Here is a 19,163-nt window from a genome sequence, read left to right on the forward strand (position 1 = left end):
GAGATTACAGGGGCTGGTGTGAAGGGGATATCAGCGAGACCGCGGAGGGCGGATTAGCCACAGCTTTTGTTGGCTTGGTGTGAACGCCGCAGGCCATCAGGGTCGGCCAGCGTCAGGATCAGATGCACATGGTTAGGCATCAGGGACCATGCCCAGATACCGACGTCGGCGACGTGGCAGTGCTCCACCAGAAGGTTCTTGTAGAGCGTATAGTCTTTCGGGGCAAAAAACACCTTGGCGCGGCCGTTTCCGAGTTGCGTGGCGTGGCGCGGCAGGCTTGGCACGACTATGCGGGCAAGGCGGACATGTGGCTGATAAGAACACAGGTTCGGGAAAGCCAGCAAAAGGCGAAAGTAGACCGTCACCGTAATTCGAACCGAACCGTCATTCGTAGTAATTCGTAATCCTTAAACTTCCTTCGCACGCAAAGGAACGATCATATCCGGGTTACTTGAGCGCCGATCGGCCCAATGGCCCCAGATTATTTCAACTTTCATTGGCTGACCACGAACCGTGGTTTCCACTATATCGCCGACCACCGGAGCCTCCTCATCCACCAAAATGCCGCCCCCAAGGAGAGTGCGCTCAGTTAGTATCTCGCCGGTTTTTAGTAGAATTCTCTTGATTCGATAAGGCATTGCCAAGGTCCAGTTTTGGTTTCTCCTCGATCACCTACTTCGAACTAGTTCAACGGAACATAGGAAGAAGGAGAAAAATTTGTAGTGTTAGTATATTCTGTCACCGCCGCATTGTTCGTAAAACTTCCGCGCGATATAAAGGTTCCAACTCCTGGGCGGGCTGCAACGAACCCGGCAACAGGGTTACCCAAGCTGGCAGGCGCAAGGGTTCCCACCACATTTGCTTGGTATGTTGAGAGGGTCATATCAGAGACATCACCAAGTCGCGCAAAGTAAGTGCCCGGATCAACTCCGGCAGCAAAGGCCACCGGAGCTTCCGGCGTTAGGTGGATCATCGTATCAGGATGGTAGCCTTTCAAGATGCCGCCAATGGTTGGAACTCTCGGAGCGGCAACCGCCGGAACGGACGTTAAGCCTGTCGCTCCAAAACCGACTGCCCCCAAGGTAACCGCACCATGCTGCATGCCAAGGGCTTGTGAGGTGTTTTGTGGTGCATAACTGCCCATGTCAACTTTGCCACCGGTAGCAAATGAAACCAAACCAGAGACCGCGTCGTATGCTCCAGCGGCCATGCTCCCGTAGAAGCTTGAAAAGCTAAGCTTCTCGCCTTTTTTGAATTGAGGCCCAAGGTCTTGAGCAATTTGCATCCTGTCTTTGGCGCCCAATGTAAGTTCATTACTCAGCTCTTTCGACCTGTCGCTCGTTTTGTCGTTTATTCCCAGAGTTTTGCCCGTGCCTGAGTCAACCTTGGTCTCGCCTGCGTCCTGGTGTCCGTTCTGATCGCTCCTGTTGACCGGATCGTTGTGCGCATAGGCATACCGATTGGTCCCGACACCCGACAATGTTGGATCCCATTCATCTGCCGAGATGAACCGTCCCAGTACCGGATCCATGTACCGAGCATTGAGATAGACCAGACCGGTCTCGGGATCGAAGCGTTCGCCGATGTAGCTCTTCTGCGTCTGGAAGCCGGTGTTGAGACGCTCGCCATAGGTGGCGTAGTTGGTGGCTTCCGCGATATTGCCTGAGGCATCGGTGACCATGCGCACCGAGGCCAGGTGATCCCGGTGCAGGAAGGCCTTTGTCGTGCCGGTCACCTTGATGTCGGGATGCGGATATCTGGTGTAGATTTCCGCGCCCGGCGTTGCCGGATTGATCTCGACGGAAGCGTCGGGATAGAGTGTCGTGGCGAAGACTGAAGCCTTCTTCACCCGCGCGCCGTCCGGGCCATAGCTCAGGTTGACGGTGTTGGCGGCAAGCGTGACGGTCTTCAGCCGGTTGGCCTCGTCCCAGATGAGTGTGCGGCTGCCGTCGGAGATCAGATTGCCATTGGCGTCATAGGCCATGGCATTGGCGCCGACGGATATCGGCGCATGCGGACGCGCTGCGCTCGCCGCGGGATAGATGTACGTGCCGGCGACACGGGTTCGCGAGACCATATTGTCGTTGGCGGCATAGACGAAGGTTTCGTCCAGCGTGTTGTCGCCGAGATTGTCGGATGAGATCAATCGGTCGGCATTGTCATAGCCATAGGTCCAGCTGTCGGCAGCCGTCTGCCCTGTAGTGCCGGTGATGCGGCCGAGATTGTCCCTCGCATACTGATCGTCGAGCAGGATGGTGGCGCCCTTCGATGTCGTGACACGCGTCACCCAGCGCCGGGTCGGCGAATAAATGAAGGTCGTCTTCACGCCGTTGGCGTAGGTGATCTCCCTCGTCTGGCCATCGGCTTCGTAGAGCGTCGAGGTGATGAAGCCGGGGGCGGAAACGAGCCTGTTGCCGGGGCTGTATTGCAGCGGTGCGGCCACCGTGCCGAAGTCGAGCTGCACCGGCAGATATTGCGTCGCCAGCGTTTGCCCGGAGGCATCACGCACACTCGTCGTGGTATGCGTCAGCGTGCCGATGATGGCATCCTGACGCGCCACCTTGCCGAAGCCGTCATATTTGTAGGCTTGCGTGGCAGCCGGATTGGTCGAGGTTGTCAGCTGGCCGATATTGTAATAGCCAGCGGCTGCCTGATCATAGGTGTTCTGCGCCTGCGTCACCGCGCTGCCGCCGGGAGCCGTTGCCGTCTTCAGCGTCAGCCGGTCCATCTGGTCATAGCTGAGCGTGGTGACCGTGCCCCTGGTATCGGTCTGGCTGACCAGCCGGTTGGAGGCATCGTAGGTGTAGGACCATGTGCCGAGATCGGGATCGGACGCCGACAGCCGGTTGCCGACCATGTCGGAGGTGTAGGTCCAGTTTGAACCGCCGGGATCGGTCACGCCGATTAATCGGCCGAGCACGTCATAGCTGCGGCTTTCCACCAGGATGAGGCCCGTGAAATCGCGGACGACGGCCGCGATATCTCCATGCGTCGTCCACCCGGTTTTGGTCTGATGACCGAGTTCGTCGGTCGTTACCACCGCGTTCAGCCGCGGGTTGATGCCAGCACCCGTCGCCAACTCGTTGAGATAGGTGCGCTGGCTGGCATCCGGATTGACGGTCTTCACCGGCCGATCGGCCCAGTCATAGGAATTGGTGGTCCACTGCGCCGCCTCGCCGACAAACCTAGGGAAGGCGTTGCGCAGCACATTGCCACGAAGATCGTAATCGGTCTCGGCAATGCGCCTGGCACCGGCTGCCGTTTCTCCCGGGGTTTCGACGCGATAGACCCGGCCAAGCCCATCGTAATACGAGCGGGTAAAATCCTCGCCGGCGCCCCCACTCGCGCCGTTGGGCAGCGGCGTGTACTTCACCAGCGCCTGGGTTGCCGGATTGCCCTCATTCTCGAAGCGCGTCTTGGCATAGGCGCCGGTGACGCTCTGTGAGACCTGGTAGAGCCGGCAGAACGGATCGTAGGTGAAGGTTTTGACCAGGCCGTTGAGGTCAGTCTTAGTTGCCAGCAATCCGCAGGTGGGGTTGTAGGTGGCCGTCGAGACAAAGCGCGTGTCCGCCGTCTGTCCACCCGTCGCAAAATAGCGCGGCGCCCGCTCTGTTACCGGATAGAGGTGATAGACCGCGTCATAGTCCCACTCGGTCTTGTGGCCGAGCACATTGGTGGCAGAGATCTTGTTGCCATAAGTGTCATAGACAAAGACCTGGTAGGAATATTTCTGCGGTGTCGAGTAGACATCGGCATAATCGATCGACCAGGTCAGGTTGCCCTTGGTCGGTGGCGCGCTGTTGTCGCCATGCTGATTGTCATAGAAAAACGCCTTGTAGCTGATGAATGGGAATGTCTCGTCAAGACCCGCTTGTATCGTCTGGATGCGGGGCAGCGAGACAATGTAGGCAGATGTGTTGGGTGCAAACCAGCGCGCCGTCCGGGTCTCGTCGCCGCTGACATCGGTGCGGCCGTAGTCGTCCTGCAAGAAGACATTGTTGTAGGCATCGAACCAGCGCTGGACCCGCAAGCTGCGGCTGATGTTTTCGGTCAGCGTCGTATCGGTCGCCGCGTTCTGCACGGTGTAGGGTTTTGCCGCGGTGTTGACGACATAGGTCTCGGCCACCTGCTTGTGCACGGTGCCCGCGCCATCCCGCCACACCGTCAGTGACGGCAGGCCGTAGCTTGCCAGATCCTGGCGGTAAGTGGTCTCGATCTTCGACGGCGCCGTCTCGCCATTGGCGAGCGGCTTTGTCTCGACGATCGAGGCAAAGCCCAGAAACTTGCGCGCAGCCGGATCGTATTTGCCGCCGGCATAGGCGTAAGCGCTCACGGCCGTCTGGCCACGCCCGTCGCTCACCGACAGCTTCGTCACCGCATGCACGACCTGCGGCAGGTAGTTGTTCACCCAGGTCGAGGACGGCGAATACTCCACCGCAACCGTGCCGCCGAGTTCCGTGGTAATCTGCTTTAGCAGATTCGGGTTGCCGGTGCCGGCATTCGAGATGAACATGCTGGTGTAGTTGGTGAAGTCAGGCAGGCCATCGCCGTTGAAGTCGCCGATGACGGTTCCAACATTCGCTGTCGCGGGCATTGTGAACTCCACCGGCGTCATCGCCGTCGAGGAGGGCCGCAACGAGTAAATCTTGATCGGGCCGGTCCAAAACGGCTGGGGTGGCGATAGCTGCCTGCCGCTTGTCGTGATGACATCCGTGCGCCCGTCATTGTCGAAGTCGCGCAGGATGGCAGATGTTCCCGACATCGAGGAAATAGAGTAATTCTTGAAGCCGAGGCCCGTCGATAGCCAAACCGCGACGCCGTTGCCGCCGAAGCGGAAAACATCCGTTGCCCCATCGCCATTGATATCGGCAAATACGCATGTGCCGGAGGTTTGCGATTCCTGCGCCGGGCAACTGATGCTGAAGGACGCTCCGCTCTTCTGCCAAACGCCGCTCGAAAGCGTTCCCTTCCTTGCCGTTCCGCCAGCGCCCCAGTAGAGCGGCTGCTGCCGTCCGTTGCCTAGAAAATCGCCGACGCCTATTATGGTTCTAGGCGCGCTGCCACCGACGGCGTTGACGGCGTCGATGCCATCGCCATCAGCGTCAGCAACAACGGGCCACAAGGATTTTGTAGCCCCACCAGTTGGCAGCCCGTCACAAATGGCTTGGTAACCGGCTGGTGCCGTTGGCGAACAAGGCGCTTTTGTCAACCCAAGCGAAGTGTCCGTCTTAAGAAGTGAATTTTGAGGGGTATAAGTAGAGCGGCCGGTGTGGCCGTCAGTGAAAGTATGGATCACCGAATCTGCAAAATCAGCCGTGTTTTTTCCTGCAATAAATCTTCCGGATTGTGAAAAATAATCTTCGTCTGCGTTGACGTCTTTTACAATTTCTTCAACAAACTCTCCATTTGAACTAAATTTGTATATATGTTTTTTTCTGAAATGGCTCGTTACTGTGTCGCCACCACTTCCTCCGGAGTGCGTTGTTGTTGTCCCCGCTTGGTCTCCAAACATTTCGTCGCGGCCGTCAAAATTGAGATCACCGGTCTCCTTTGGAGCTCCTTGAAATTTGGAGGGCGCACTATTGAATGTCGTGTAGACCCCATCGGTGTTCTGATAGGTCATCTGGCCGAGGATCTTTGCCGTGCCGCCGGTGATGGCGCCGTCGACAGTACCAGTCGCATCGGTGCCATAGCGCGTGACGACGGTCAGCCGCGAGGCGTTGGAGAACGGCGCCTGGTCATAGGTCAGCTTGTAGGCGCCGCGCACCGCACCTGAGACCGTAATGCCGATCGTCTTGATGCGCTGGCTGGTCTCGGAGATATCGCGGCCATTGCCCATCAGGATCATATCGGGCCGTGTCTCGTAGTAGAACTTGACCACCGTACCATTGTAGCTGACAGCATCGGGATAACAGACCGGGCTCGCCGGACAGGTGTAGGTATAGGTTACGCTATTGCCGTTGGTGTCAGCGACCGAGGTCAGCAGCCAGCGATAGCTCATCGCGAGGTCATAGGCCGGCGTACCGGCGGTCGGCGTCAGATTGGCTACCGCCGCCACCGAGCGGAAAGTCGAGACCGTGCCGTCGCGGTCGGTAACCCTCCATTCGTTAGTGGTGCCGTTCAGCGCAATGCGGCGATAGCTTTCATTCTCGGTCGCATGCGTACCGCCGGTCGCGCAGGAAGGCGACACCATGCCAGCCGCACAGGCCACCATCGCCTGGCCGTCGAGCAGATAAATGTCATTGGCGTCGTATGCCGGCATGCCATAGCCCGGCGTGGCCCGTTCGATGACATCGAAGCCGTCGAGGCCCCAGGCATAGCCGAGCCAGCCCTGGTAGAGGCCACCGGTCTTGGTCTTGCGTGAGGAATTGTAGTTCAGCGCGATCTGCGGCTCGATGCCGTGATAATCGGGGACGTCGATGCCTACAGCGTAACCCAGATTGCCGTTGCCCCCAGCCTTGGGTAGATCCACCTTCGGCGTGCCGACCGCTTCGGGATCGCCGCTCTCGGTTGCCGTGGCTGCTTCCACTGCCGCCGCTGCCGCGGCAGGTTCCTCCGGCGCTGCTTCCGTATCGGTCGTCTTCTCTGTGGCCTTGCCCTTCGCGTCGGTCGTTTTGGCATCGGCAGCCTTGGCGTCGCTCGCATCATCAGCCTTGGCGTCCGCCGGCTCGGCGCCGACCTTGGCCGCCGCATCGGGACTGCCGGTCGCCCCGTCACCCGTCGCGCCTGCGGCCGGTTGCTTCGTCGAAGAGCCGCCGCCTAGTGCGGCGCCGCCATTGCCAAGGCCGCCACTGGCTGGCGCCTCGGGCGAGGCGCTTTGTGCGTTCTGCGCAAACGCCCCGATCCCTGCGCCATCTCTAATATAAGAAACGAAATATATATCCGCGCCGAAGACGCCAGCGGCAAGCACAGCCGCGCCCAAAAGCAACCGCTTCATTGAATCCCCCGAGTCAGTTGCTTGACGCTACTCCGGCTTGACTTGGTTTATACGACGGCAACCCGTCACAACCCAGATATCCACAGCTTTATTTTGCACGCATGAGTTGTTCCGCATAGAGCGCCAGGCGCCCCTGCCAGCGGAGCGATCGCACAAGGGCGCTCCCCTCAGTGTCTCGACGTTGCCGAGCCAGGGCGGTCACCCGCATTCGTCGCAAGTGTGCCTGCGCAAAGCGACCAGAAGCCTTCCGACATCCAGGTAAAGGCTGTCGATGCCCGGCAGCAGCGGCGCCGCCAGGATAAAACGACGTCGCCGCCCGTCTGACAGCAGGCAGACCGGCTTGCTTGCTAGTTTGAAGCTTTATGCCACCCATTTTGGGCAGGCGCCCTGCCCTTGGGCACCGCTGGAGACCGCATCGCGGCAACTCTACAGGTCGCCGCGTCGGATCTTTTATTGGTCGAAGAAACCGGCGTCCTCTTCCGCAAGGTACTTCTTCGCTGCTTCGGCATCGATGTCGACACCCAGTCCCGGCGCTTCGAGCAGGTCGATCATGGAGTCCTTCACGATCTGCCCCTTGGGCAGGCCGACGACGATGTCCTCCCACCAGGGGTCGGAGGCGCTGGGATATTCGAAGGCGATGTAGTTGGCCGGCAGCGTGGCGCAGACATTGATCAGCGCACCGAGGCCCAGCAGACCGTTCGCCGTGCCGTGCGGCGCCATCATGATCGAGTGCATGTAGGCGTGCTCGGCCACCCATTTGAGCTCGGCGATGCCGCCGATGTCGGCGGGATCCGGACCGATGACGCGAACCGCCTGCGTCTCGATCAGTTCCTTGAAATTATGACGCAGATAGATCTGCTCTCCGGTGTGGATGGGCGTGGACGTCGATGTCGTGAGTTCACGGTAGGCCTGTGGATTGACCCATGGCACATAGTCTCCGGTCAGCATATCCTCCAGCCACATCAGATTGTACTTTTCCACGGCCCGCGCGAAGCGGATGGCGTCGGGCAGGAACCAGCCGGGGCCGCAATCCAGCGCCAGCGAGACCTTGTCGCCAAGCACCTCCTTCATGGCGATGACGCAGTCGATCATATGCGCCATGCCGCGCTCGCTGATCTGCCCCTGGTCCATCGCGCCGTGATAGGTCGGCGGCTGACGCACGCCGTAGTGGAAGTCGGGGACGCTGGTCTTCATGTTGGAATGAAAGCTGATGCCTTGCTTGACCATGAAGAAAGCTTCCGGCCGCTCCATCATCCATTTGACGTCGGCCGCGTAATCCTCCGGCCTGTCGCCGGTGCGCTTCTTGCGGATGGAACCGTTATAGACCCGAACCTTGTCGCGCACCTTGCCGCCAAGCAGCTTGTAGACCGGGACGCCGGCGGCCTTGCCGGCGATGTCCCACAGAGCGTGCTCGATGGCGCTGACGGCGGCGCCATAGGGCTTGAACGAACCGCGCTGACGGATCTTCAGCATGCAACGTTCCACATCCGTCGGATCCTCGCCGATCAGCGCGTCGCGGAAATGCAGCACCCAGGGTTTCAGATAAGGCTTGGTGTACTCGACCTCCCCGAGGCCATGGAGGCCTTCGTCGGTGACGATGCGCACGATGGGGTGCCTGCCGATGACGGCGCACCTGAGATCGGTGATCTTCATGATGTCCTCTATTTCACCGACGAGAAGGCGGTTGGCGCGAGAAACTGGCTGGAAATATTGGCCAGGATCGGGCCATCGCGCTCAGACTCGTCGCGGGCCTCGAGCCATGCCCGATCGGTGGTGAAGGCCTTCCATTTCACTTCGCGCTCGGCAAGGGATTCCCAGGCGATGAAATAGGTCAGTCGATTGCTGCTTTCGCCGACCACCGTGGTGAAGAACCCGGCCTGGCGGATGCCGTGCTTGTCCCACAGCGCCAAGGTATGGTCGTTGAAACGCTTGAGCAGCGCCGGGAGTTGGCCCGGCACGCAGTCGTAAATGCGAAGTTCGTAGATCATGGTCCATCCTTCTGTTCACCTCTCCCTCCGAGGAGAGAAGTGTAGAGTCAGCTCCAGGTGCGGTCCCAGGAATATTCGTCGTCCCAGTGATCGGTCGGTTGCCAGATGCCGGTGACGCCGGGCTGCAGGTGCTGGCTGATCACTTCGTCGACGATGTCGTCGATGCCCAGACCAGGCTTGTCGGGCACGGTGATGAAGCCGTCCTTGACCAGCGGCTTGGGCAGGCCGGTGACGATATCGTCCCACCAGTCGACTTCGACGCTGTGATATTCGAGCGCCATGAAGTTTTCCGTCGCCACCGCGACATGCGCGGCGGCCATTGCCGCGATCGGGCTTTCCGCCATGTGAATGGCCATGGCGACGCCATGCTCCTGCGCCGCGTCGCCGATCTTCTTGGTCTCGAGAATGCCGCCGGTGGTCAGCAGATCCGGATGGATGACCGAGATGCCGGCGTTGAGCAGCGGCTCGAAGCCTTCCTTGAGGTAGATGTCCTCACCCGTGCAGATCGGCACCGAGGTCGCCTGCTGCAACTGCCGATACTGCTCGGTGTACTGCCAGGGGATCACGTCCTCGAGCCAGGCCGGTGCATACTTCTCGATCCGCCGGGCCAGACGGATGCCGTCCTGCAGCGAGATGTGGCCGACATGGTCGATGGCGAGCGGGACCTCGTAGCCGATCACCTCGCGGACCTCGTGAATATATTGATCGAGCAGGTCGAGGCCCTTTTCGGTGAAATGGAGGCTGGTGAAGGGATGCGGCACGTTCTGCGCATCATAGGCGGCGTTGCGCGCCCGGCGCTCGTCCAGCGTGCGTGCCGGACCGCGCGCGGCATGGCTGCGGAAACCGTCGAGCACGCCGGCCGGCGCCACCACTGCGCCCGATATGTGCGCGATCTGCGCCAGACCGAGATCCATCTTGAGGAAGGTGAAGCCAAGATCCATCCGCGCCTTGAGCCGCTTGCCGGTCTCGGTGCCGCTGGGCTTGTCCGCGTCGGTGTCGCAATAGACCCGCACCTTGTCGCGGAACCGTCCGCCAAGCATCTGGTAGACCGGCACGCCGTAGGCCTTGCCAGCGAGATCCCACAGCGCGATCTCGACTGCCGAGACACCACCACCTTGCCGTCCATGGCCGCCAAATTGCTTGATGCGGCGGAACAGCCGGTCGACGTCGCAAGGGTTCTCGCCCAGCAACCGGCTCTTGAGCATCAGCGCATAGGTCGCGCTGGCGCCGTCGCGCACTTCGCCCAGGCCGACAATGCCCTGGTTGGTGTAGATCTTGACCAGCGCCGAGGTGAACGGTGCGCCGACGATTTCGGCGACGCGCAGGTCGGTGATGCGCAGGTCGCTCGGCCTGGAGTTCGTATTTACCCGATTGAGCGCCTCGCCGGCGCTACCCGTCTTTGCCATGGCTTATCCTCGTTCTGATGGTGGCGCCCCGCACCCCCGGCCTGCATAAGCGTTGCTAGCCAAGCTCTATCTCGTGGGCCTGCAGGTAGTCTCGGTTCATCTCGACGCCCAGACCCGGCTTCGACGCCAGCTTGAGGCTGCCGTTCGAAACATCGAGTGGCTCGTCGATGAGGTGGTTGTATTTATCGAGATTCCACTCCGACGTTTCGAGCTTGTAGAAGTTGGGAACCGTCATCATCACCTGCGCTCCCGCAACCACATTGATCGGTCCCGCGGCGTCATGGGGCGAGACCGGGATGTAGTAGGCTTCGCACAGGGCGGAAATCTTCTTCAGTTCGGTAATGCCTCCGGTCCAGGTAACGTCCGGCATGATGTAGTCCGCAAGCCTGTTCTCGAGCACCGGCACGAAATCCCATTTGGTGTGGCCGCGCTCGCCCCACGAGATGGCGGCACTGACCTTCTCACGCACTTGCTTGAGAGCATTGAGGCTTTCTGGCGGGCATGGCTCCTCGAACCAGTCGATCTGGCCGGCTTCCTCGAGGCTTCGGCAGAGGCGAATGGCGGTGGGGACGTCGAAGCGGCCATGCGCGTCGATGAGAATGTCGACATCGGGCCCCGCCGTTTCACGGATCAAAGCCGTTAGTTCGGCAGCCTCGCGCTCGTCCTTGCGGGTCATGCTGCCATCGAGGTAGCCGTCCCGCTGTTCGCGCGCCAAGCCATCGGCGATGCGGCCCTGGTGGGGGAAAGGATCGAACTTCAGCCCGGTGTGTCCGGATTCGACGATGTCTCGAATTTCGCGGACCACAGCCTCCTTGCTGGTAAACTTGGCCTGGTTGGGGTGGGTATAGAGCGCGATTTCATCGCGTACCGGACCGCCCAGCAGCTCGTAGATCGGCTTGCCTAGAACTTTGCCGCGAATGTCCCAGAGCGCTATGTCGATGGCGCTCACGCATTCGACTGCGGCGCCGCGGCTGCCCATATAGGTGAAGCTGCGGAAAATCTTGTGCCAGAGATGCTCGATGCGCGCCGGATCCTCACCTGTGACGGCAACACCGATCTGCCGCAGGATCGTGCACAGCGCGCGGTTGGCGAGCCTTGTGGTGGTGGTGATTTCCCCCCAGCCACTGACCCCTTCGTCGGTCGTCACCTCGACGAACAGGAACTCTCCCCAATAGGAAGCATCGGACTTGATCAGCCACGGCCGAACGCTCGTGATTTTCATCTCTCAACTACCTCTGTCTGATGGCCGGACCAATGATTTTCTGGGCTGGAAGTTCTATCCGGCCCGAGCGGCGTTGCGCGCACGCATCTGTTCGAGAACGTGCCGGCCGGAACCCTCGACATGGCGGGCAATGAGTTCGGCCGCCTCGTCGGCATTTCCCGCTTTGATATGCGCGATGAGCTCGCGGTGTTCACGCATGATGGCGGCCCGCCGCGCGAGCGTGAAATTGAAACGCCGGCTCACGGCTCGCAGCACTTCGCGATGCTTCCACCAAAGCTCGGCGGCATGGCGGTTGTAGTGGCGCTGGTACATTACGGTGTGGAAGGCGGTATCCAGTTCACTGTGCCGCAATGTGTCGGTGAAGTTGTTCTCTTCGATCAGAGCCTGGATGCGTTCGAGTTCGGCGATGTCCTCGCCGGTCGCCATGTTCACGAACCATCGCGTCAGGGCCGGCTCGATCAGGACTCCGATCTCGTAGATATCCCGGACAAAATCCTGGTCTATGGGCCGGACGCGCGCGCCACGGTTGGCGACAAAGGTGACGAAGCCCTCCCCTCGCAACAGCTGCAGCGCCTCGCGTACGGGGTTGGTCGAGGTGCCGTGACGCCGGGCGAGATCGGTGACCACAAGCCGTTCGTTGGCGGCGAGCCGTCCCTCGATGATGTCTTCCCGGATCAGCTCATAAAGCGAGGCGCCCTCGCTGGACGCCCCGATGGGATCAATCCCCACGGGTGGCTCTGCTTTGAAATCACTTGTTTCGGCCAAAGCCGGCTCCCCCGATTAGTACATCGCATGCTCGATATCATACACGCGTTTTGCAAACAATGTACGATCGGGTGCGTTGACAGGCAATCCACGATCTGAAAACGTACCAGATGATCGAAGGGATACATTGAGCAGAAGGACGCATCCCGCACGGTCGGACGAGCCCCTTGGCGCACAGCGGCATGGGAGAATCTGGGAGGATACTATGACGAGGATTACACTCGGCGGTGCCGTCCTGCGCGGCACTGTCGCCACTGCTTTGATGGCGTCGCTCATGTCGGGATCGGCGCTGGGTGCGCCGCCGGTCGATTTGAGCAAGTGGTCGCCGGAGTATGTGCGCTCCATCGCCGGCACACAGGATTTCGACACGGCCGCCGATTGCGGCAAGGTCACCCCGCTCGACTACAAAGGGCGACTGACGTTCTGGTATCAGGGCGTGTTCGAGGGCGACCCCGACCTGCTGCGTCAGTACTACAAGGATTTCTTCGAGACCTTCCGCAAGACCTATCCGAACATCCAGCTCGAGGATCAGGCCCTCACCTACAACGACCTTCTCGACAAGTTCCGCACGGCGCTGCTGGGCAATGCCGCGCCGATGGCGGTCCGCCTGCAAATCCTGGGCGGAACCGAGTTCGCCTCGAAGGGTTATCTGCAGCCGCTCAAGCCGGAAGATGTGGGCTATCCCACAGAGGATTTCTGGCCCGGCGCCATGAAGGCGGTAACCTGGGATGGCGTGACCTACGGCATTCCCACCAACAATGAGACGATGGCGTTCATCTGGAACGCCGACATCTTCAAGCGTGCGGGCCTCGATCCGGACAAGGCTCCGGCGACCTGGGACGACGTCGTCAAATATTCCAAGCAGATCCATGACAAGCTCGGCATAGCCGGCTACGGCCTCGTGGCGCGCAAGAACGCCGGCAACACGCCGTACCGCTTCATGCCGCAACTATGGGCCTATGGCGGCGGTGTCTTCGACGAAGCCTCCGCGAACCCGACCTATAAGGAGGTCGAGCTCAATAGCCCGCAGAGCAAGGCGGCGTTGCAAGCCTCCTACGACATGTATGTTCGCGACAAGTCGGTTCCGGTCTCGGCCCTCACCAACCAGCAGGCCGATAACCAGCCCCTGTTCGTCGCCGGCCAACTCGGCATGATGGTCTCGCACCCGTCCGACTATAACGTCATGCTCGACCTGCAGAAGAAGGCAACGGGCGCCGACAAGGACAAGGCGCAGACCGTCATCGACAACATGCGCTATGGCCTGATTCCGACCGGCCCCGACGGCAAGCGTGCCGTCGTGTTTGGCGGCTCGAACATTCACATCCTGAAGCCCGAATATGTCGAGGGCGGCAAGGTGGACGAGCCGGCTGCAAAGGCCATCATCTGTATGTGGACGAGCCCTGAATGGTCGTTGAAGATGGCGTATGCCGGCTCGAACCCGGGCAACCTCAACGGCTTCAAGACCAAATGGATGAAGGAACGTCTGGACAACATCAAGTTCCTCGATGTCACGACCTCGATGTTGCCATACGGCATTCCGTTCCCGGCGCTGCCGCAATCCCCCGAGATCATGAATATCATCGTCCCGGACATGCTGCAGAACGCCCTGACCGGAGCGATGACCGTCGACCAGGCAGCGGACGACGCGGCCGAGAAGGTGAAGAACCTGATGGACGGACTCTAGTCCGGGCCTGACCTGCGATCCGACCGGCTGTGCCGACAGTGCGTGCAGCCGGTTTGCTCCTAACAACAAGGGCACGCCATCGTGACGATCGTGACCGGCAAGGCCGAGGCTCGCCGAAGATTGCAACCCGGTAGCTCCGGCATGCTGCGGAATATCTGGGAGCATCGCGCCGACTACGCATACGTGCTTCCAGCGATCGCCGTGATGCTCATCGTCATCGCCTATCCGATCTACTACACGGTCGAGCTGTCGTTCTTTAAGACGCCGCCTGGCCTGCAGCTCCGCGACAAGACCTTCATCGGATTGGACAACTACACGGCCATCCTCACCAGTCAGGTGTTCTGGAAAGTCACCTTGAACACCCTGATCTGGACGATCGCATCTACCTTCGTTGCCTTTGCCTTGGGATTTGCCGCCGCGCTGGCCCTCCACCGCGAGTTTATCGGCCGGGGTGTCCTGCGCGCTATCCTGATCATTCCCTGGGTCATCAGCGCGGTTGCCGCCTCCTATATCTGGAAGTGGATCTACCATTCGGACTTCGGCATCATCGGCGCGGTGCTGGTCGGCCTCGGATTGGCTGACCGGCCGCCGAACTTCATCGACAACGTCAGCACGGTGCTGCCCTCCTTGATTGTCGTCAATATCTGGCGCGAGTTTCCGTTTGCCATGATCATGATGATGGCCGGTTTGCAGACGGTCCCCGACCAGTTGTTGCGCGCCGCGGAAGTCGACGGGGCCAATGCATGGCAGCGTTTCTGGCACGTCACCTTCCCGCATCTGCGCAACGTCTCGACGGTGACGATCCTGCTGCTCGCAGTGGCCAATTTCAATTCCTTCATCATCCCGTGGATCATGACCGGTGGCGGGCCGTCGAACGCTTCGCACATCTGGATCACCCACATTTATGAGCTCGCCTTCGGCCGGCAGCGATGGGGCGTCGCATCGGCCTATTCGGTACTCCTGTTCCTCATGCTGATGGTGCTGGGCTACTTCTACGTCCGTGCGCTGGCCGGCAACGAGCGCAACGAGGGGAGCGCATGAGCACGATCGTCGAGACAGTCCCTCGACGTCCGGCCCGGCGCCGCATGCGCATCGACGGATGGCGTTGGGCCGGGCGCATCTTCCTCGTGTTCATGCTGCTTTACACCGCGTTGCCGATGATCTGGATGCTGATCACCTCGATCAAGTCCGGCTTCGCGGCGATGCAGTTCCCACCGCAATGGTGGCCGGAAGAGCCTACCCTGGCCAGCTACCAAAAGCTGCTCGATCCGCAAAACAGCGTCGGCCAGGACTTCCTGCGTTTTTTCTGGAACAGCCTCTACGTGTCGACCGTCACCACAATCCTTTCGGTGATCGTGGCCGTTCCTGCGGCCTACGCCTTTTCGCGCTTTCGTTTCCCCGGTCGAAACTTCCTGTTCTTCACCGTGCTTTTGCGCAACATGTTCCCGGCGGTGATCTTTCTCGTGCCGCTCTTCATCCTGATGCGCGCGATCGGGCTGGTGAACACGCATGGCTCGCTCATTCTCACCTATCTCACCTTCGGCCTGCCGCTGGCGATCTGGCTGCTCAAGGGCTTTTACGACAACATTCCGGTGCAGCTCGAGCAGGCGGCGCGGATCGATGGGGCGACCCGGTTCCAGGCCTTCATCCTGATCGTGATGCCTCTCTCGACGCCCGGAATCATCGCCACAGCTATCTATTCCTTCATTGGCGCCTGGAACGAGTACATCTATGCCTACACCTTCCTTTCCAAGAACGAGCAGTTGACCCTGCCGGTCGGCATACAGCGTTTCTTCTCGGAGAATACGACGGACTTTCCGGGCCTGATGGCGGCCAGCTTCATGATGAGCGTGCCCGTCGTGGTGCTGTTCCTCCTCCTGCAACGATACTTCGTACGCGCCCTTACAGAAGGCGCGGTCAAACACTAGAGCCGGATGATTTCAGGTCTGTTCGACCTCAAATCTGAATCCGCCTCTAAATCAAAGAGATAGAGCATGATGTCGTCCGAAAACCGCTTCACACTTTTCGGCATCATGCCGTAGGGAGTTGCCGATGGCCCACGTGGACCTGAGAGATCTCGTCAAGACCTATGGCGGCTTCAAAGCTGTCAACGACGTTTCGCTGACGGTCAATGACGGCGAGTTCGTTGCGCTCGTCGGCCCTTCGGGCTGCGGCAAGACAACCACGCTCAATCTTGTCGCGGGATTGATCCCGGTCACATCGGGCGACATCGTCATCGGCGACCGCGTGGTCAACGACCTCGACCCCAAGGACCGGGACATCGCGATGGTGTTCCAGAACTACGCGCTCTACCCGCAGAAATCGGTCTACAAGAACCTGGCGTTCCCGCTGCAGATGCGCAAGCTGCCCAGGGACGAGATCGACAGGAAGGTCAAGGAAGCGGCGCGCGTGCTCGACATGACGCACCTGCTCGAGCGCAAGCCGCGCGAACTTTCAGGCGGGCAGCAGCAACGTGTCGCCTTGGGGCGCGCCCTCGTCCGCGACCCTGCCGTTTTCCTTATGGACGAGCCGCTCTCCAACCTCGACGCCAAACTGCGCGTCCAGATGCGCTCGGAGATCAAGCGCTTCCACCAGGATCTCAAGGCGACCATCATCTATGTCACGCACGACCAGCTCGAAGCCGTGACCATGGCCGACAAGATGGCGGTGATGAACGGCGGCTACCTGTTGCAATACGATTCTCCGGCGCAGGTCTTTGCCCATCCGGTGAACATGTTCGTCGCCAGCTTCATCGGCAGCCCGGCGATGAGCCTTGTTCCACTGGAGGCATCGACAGCAAACGGCAACACTGCGTTGACCGGCGCGGAGGGCTGGAGCCTTGAGCTCTCGCCGCTCAACGCCCGGAAGGTTGCGGGGGCAACGTCGAGGAAAGTCGTGCTCGGCGCACGTCACTCGACCATCAGGCTCCACAAGAGCGCGGTGCCAGGCAGCGTCCCGGCCAGGGCCTATACAGTGGAGCCGACCGGAGACGTCACCTTCGTGCAGGCGTTGCTGTCAGGCGCCATCGTCAACATCAGCGTGTCCCCCAACATCGCCGTCGCACCTGACGAGCAGATCTGGCTCGAGTTCGACCAGGAGCGGCTGCATCTGTTCGATGGCGAAACTGAACTGGCCCTCAAGGCCGGCTGAGACAAGACGGGGGTTCATTGGGAACGTTGGGGATGACTGAAAAGCTTAAGATCACCGCGATCAAACCCTATCCTGTATGGGTTGGAACGCGTAATCAGATGCTCGTCAAGATCGAGACCGACCAGGGCGTCTTCGGCTGGGGCGAGAGCGGCTTGAGCGGGCGCGAAAAGGCCGTTGCCGGCGCGGTCGAGCATTTTCGCGAGTTTCTCATCGGCCGTGACCCGATGCAGATCGGGCGAATCTGGCAGGAGGCCTATCGCAGCCAGTACTTCGAAGGCGGGCGCGTTCTGCAGGCGGCTATCTCCGCCATCGACATCGCCCTTCACGACATCAAGGGCAAGGCGCTGGGGGTGCCGGTCTACGAACTGCTGGGCGGCAAGCAGCGCGACCGCATCCCCACCTTCGCCTCGACCGGAGACGAGGCCGAGGGCGACCTCGCCATCGAACGAGCCCGGGAGCTGCGCGCACGGGGGTGGCAGGCGATCCGCTTCTTCCCCGCAGGGCAAAGCAGCAGGGACATCTTCGAACCCCGCGAGTCGATCGGCGCTACCGCGAGCATGCTGAACAAGGCGCGCGAGGCGCTTGGCGACGACGTCGTTCTCGGCATCGACTATCATCATCGGCTGTCGGTGGCAGAGGCGGCGAGCTTCTGCAACAAGCTCGGCCGCGGCGTGCTTGATTTTCTCGAGGAGCCGATCCGCGACGAGACACCTGAAGCCTACGAATCCCTGCGCAGGATGACCGACATTCCCTTTGCCATCGGCGAGGAATTTGCCAGCAAGTGGCAGTTCCTGCCCTACATCGAGCGCGGCATCCATCAGTTCAACCGTCTCGATGTCTGCAATGTCGGCGGGCTCACCGAGGCGATGAAAGTCGCCGGCTGGAGCGAGGCGCACTATGTCGACCTGATGCCGCACAATCCGCTTGGTCCGGTGTGCACGGCCGCGACCCTACATCTCGCCGCCGCGGTACCCAACTTCGCGTGGCTCGAGACCAGGGAACCCGAGACGAAGCTGGGCTTCGACAATTCCGACTTCTTCCCCGTGCAGCCACGGCTCGACGGTCCCGACTATCCGGTCAGCGACCTGCCGGGCCTCGGCGTCGAGGTCAACGAAGCGGCGGTCCAGGCGGAGGCTTTTCGTTTCTGGGAAGCGCCTCACCTCAGGCGCCGGGACGGGTCTGTTACGAACTGGTAGTTCCATCTCAACCGGAGTCCACGATGACGCATATCCCTGACATCACGCGACCGCCCAAAGACCTCATTGACGCCCTGAGGGAAATCGGCGCCGCGACGGTCGCCGGCACGCTTGGCCATATGGGTTTCCGCAATCCTCACATGGTCGGTCCGGTGGCGCAGAACCATGGGAAGTCGATCGTCGGGCCGGCGCTGACGCTGCAGTTCCTGCCGCAGCGGCCGGACCTCTTCAGCGAGGGAGAATACGCCGACCCGGAAACGCAACTGCACCGGCACGTGCTCTATCACGCGCAGGAAGGCGATGTGGTCGTCGTCGACGCGCGCGGTGACATGAGCTCGGGCGTCTTCGGCGATATGATGTCGACCTATTTCAAGGGCAGAGGCGGCGCGGGCATCGTCATCGACGGCTGCATGCGCGACCGGCCCAATGTCGAGAAGCTCGATCTGCCCCTATGGCTGCGCGGCTGGACGCCCAACTACCATGTGCAAACCAGCATCTATCCGAACGCCGTCAACGTTCCGATCGCCTGCGGCGGTGTCACGGTGATCCCGGGCGACATCATAGTGGCGGACGACGACGGGGCGGTTGTGCTTCCCGTCGCAATGGCCGCAAAGGTGATCGAGGAATCCCAGAAGCATCACGATTGGGAAGAGTTCTCGCGAGAGAAGCTGATGCAGGGCGCACCGCTGCAGCGCTACTATCCGCTGCATGACGATGCCCGCGGCGAATATGAGGAGTGGCGCAAAGCCAGTCGTCCGGCGGATTGACGCAGGCATTCAAGACGATCCATATGTGCGGTGAAATTCGATGTGCCC

General features: G+C 60.7%; 14 protein-coding genes. 6 read left to right on the forward strand and 8 right to left on the reverse strand.

Translation table 11 applies throughout. The annotated features are described in order from the left end of the window. Positions 1-53 precede the first annotated feature (53 nt). The 8 genes from AC3EMP_RS26695 to AC3EMP_RS26730 form a co-directional block, all read right to left on the reverse strand. Entirely contained in the window at positions 54-365 is a 312-nt protein-coding gene (locus tag AC3EMP_RS26695) for a transposase (protein ID WP_352710818.1), read from the reverse strand. 42 nt (positions 366-407) lie between these two features. Beyond that, complete coding sequence (locus AC3EMP_RS26700) at positions 408-638, reverse strand: hypothetical protein (protein WP_352710816.1); 231 nt, start codon at positions 636-638, stop codon at positions 408-410. A 44-nt stretch (positions 639-682) separates the two neighbouring features. After that, the gene (locus AC3EMP_RS26705) at positions 683-6,937 is read right to left on the reverse strand and encodes an RHS repeat-associated core domain-containing protein (RefSeq protein WP_352887195.1); all 6,255 of its coding nucleotides are present in this window, start codon (positions 6,935-6,937) and stop codon (positions 683-685) included. A 450-nt stretch (positions 6,938-7,387) separates the two neighbouring features. Continuing rightward, positions 7,388-8,590, reverse strand: a complete 1,203-nt coding sequence (locus AC3EMP_RS26710; protein ID WP_352710812.1) for a mandelate racemase/muconate lactonizing enzyme family protein — start codon at positions 8,588-8,590, stop codon at positions 7,388-7,390. Positions 8,591-8,598: 8 nt separating this feature from the next. Continuing rightward, positions 8,599-8,925: an NIPSNAP family protein gene (locus tag AC3EMP_RS26715; protein ID WP_023702115.1), complete on the reverse strand. Its 327-nt coding sequence runs from the start codon at positions 8,923-8,925 to the stop codon at positions 8,599-8,601. A 47-nt stretch (positions 8,926-8,972) separates the two neighbouring features. Next, positions 8,973-10,331: a mandelate racemase/muconate lactonizing enzyme family protein gene (locus tag AC3EMP_RS26720; RefSeq protein ID WP_352710810.1), complete on the reverse strand. Its 1,359-nt coding sequence runs from the start codon at positions 10,329-10,331 to the stop codon at positions 8,973-8,975. Between the two features lie 55 nt (positions 10,332-10,386). Next, positions 10,387-11,553: a mandelate racemase/muconate lactonizing enzyme family protein gene (locus tag AC3EMP_RS26725; protein ID WP_023681194.1), complete on the reverse strand. Its 1,167-nt coding sequence runs from the start codon at positions 11,551-11,553 to the stop codon at positions 10,387-10,389. A 54-nt stretch (positions 11,554-11,607) separates the two neighbouring features. Then, positions 11,608-12,318, reverse strand: a complete 711-nt coding sequence (locus tag AC3EMP_RS26730; protein WP_023681193.1) for a GntR family transcriptional regulator — start codon at positions 12,316-12,318, stop codon at positions 11,608-11,610. Between the two features lie 205 nt (positions 12,319-12,523). On the opposite strand from AC3EMP_RS26730, the gene AC3EMP_RS26735 reads away from it, so the two are divergent. From AC3EMP_RS26735 to AC3EMP_RS26760, 6 genes are all read left to right on the forward strand, one after another. Then, positions 12,524-14,002, forward strand: a complete 1,479-nt coding sequence (locus AC3EMP_RS26735; protein ID WP_023696294.1) for an ABC transporter substrate-binding protein — start codon at positions 12,524-12,526, stop codon at positions 14,000-14,002. An 81-nt stretch (positions 14,003-14,083) separates the two neighbouring features. Then, positions 14,084-15,043, forward strand: a complete 960-nt coding sequence (locus AC3EMP_RS26740; RefSeq protein ID WP_023733177.1) for a carbohydrate ABC transporter permease — start codon at positions 14,084-14,086, stop codon at positions 15,041-15,043. Next, complete coding sequence (locus tag AC3EMP_RS26745) at positions 15,040-15,930, forward strand: carbohydrate ABC transporter permease (protein ID WP_023714612.1); 891 nt, start codon at positions 15,040-15,042, stop codon at positions 15,928-15,930. The genes AC3EMP_RS26740 and AC3EMP_RS26745 overlap by 4 nt, the downstream gene beginning before the upstream one ends. Before the next feature lie 124 nt (positions 15,931-16,054). Next, positions 16,055-17,152 carry an ABC transporter ATP-binding protein gene (locus AC3EMP_RS26750; protein ID WP_023681188.1) on the forward strand — a complete coding sequence of 366 codons (1,098 nt, stop codon included), beginning with the start codon at positions 16,055-16,057 and terminating at the stop codon, positions 17,150-17,152. A 32-nt stretch (positions 17,153-17,184) separates the two neighbouring features. After that, complete coding sequence (locus AC3EMP_RS26755; RefSeq protein WP_023754437.1) at positions 17,185-18,348, forward strand: mandelate racemase/muconate lactonizing enzyme family protein; 1,164 nt, start codon at positions 17,185-17,187, stop codon at positions 18,346-18,348. A 23-nt stretch (positions 18,349-18,371) separates the two neighbouring features. Continuing rightward, a complete protein-coding gene (locus AC3EMP_RS26760) occupies positions 18,372-19,115 on the forward strand; it encodes a ribonuclease activity regulator RraA (protein ID WP_023696299.1) in 744 nt (247 codons plus the stop codon). Positions 19,116-19,163: the final 48 nt, after the last annotated feature.

The sequence above is a fragment of the Mesorhizobium sp. P160219 genome, from assembly GCF_057786095.1.

What these genes read in the sequence shown, in the direction of transcription:
- AC3EMP_RS26735 (WP_023696294.1), top strand. Translation starts at nt 12,524, where the DNA reads ATGACGAGGATTACACTCGGCGGTGCCGTCCTGCGCGGCACTGTCGCC.
- AC3EMP_RS26710 (WP_352710812.1), bottom strand. Translation starts at nt 8,590, where the DNA reads ATGAAGATCACCGATCTCAGGTGCGCCGTCATCGGCAGGCACCCCATC.
- AC3EMP_RS26760 (WP_023696299.1), top strand. Translation starts at nt 18,372, where the DNA reads ATGACGCATATCCCTGACATCACGCGACCGCCCAAAGACCTCATTGAC.
- AC3EMP_RS26745 (WP_023714612.1), top strand. Translation starts at nt 15,040, where the DNA reads ATGAGCACGATCGTCGAGACAGTCCCTCGACGTCCGGCCCGGCGCCGC.
- AC3EMP_RS26715 (WP_023702115.1), bottom strand. Translation starts at nt 8,925, where the DNA reads ATGATCTACGAACTTCGCATTTACGACTGCGTGCCGGGCCAACTCCCG.
- AC3EMP_RS26755 (WP_023754437.1), top strand. Translation starts at nt 17,185, where the DNA reads ATGACTGAAAAGCTTAAGATCACCGCGATCAAACCCTATCCTGTATGG.
- AC3EMP_RS26750 (WP_023681188.1), top strand. Translation starts at nt 16,055, where the DNA reads ATGGCCCACGTGGACCTGAGAGATCTCGTCAAGACCTATGGCGGCTTC.
- AC3EMP_RS26725 (WP_023681194.1), bottom strand. Translation starts at nt 11,553, where the DNA reads ATGAAAATCACGAGCGTTCGGCCGTGGCTGATCAAGTCCGATGCTTCC.
- AC3EMP_RS26700 (WP_352710816.1), bottom strand. Translation starts at nt 638, where the DNA reads ATGCCTTATCGAATCAAGAGAATTCTACTAAAAACCGGCGAGATACTA.
- AC3EMP_RS26705 (WP_352887195.1), bottom strand. Translation starts at nt 6,937, where the DNA reads ATGAAGCGGTTGCTTTTGGGCGCGGCTGTGCTTGCCGCTGGCGTCTTC.
- AC3EMP_RS26720 (WP_352710810.1), bottom strand. Translation starts at nt 10,331, where the DNA reads ATGGCAAAGACGGGTAGCGCCGGCGAGGCGCTCAATCGGGTAAATACG.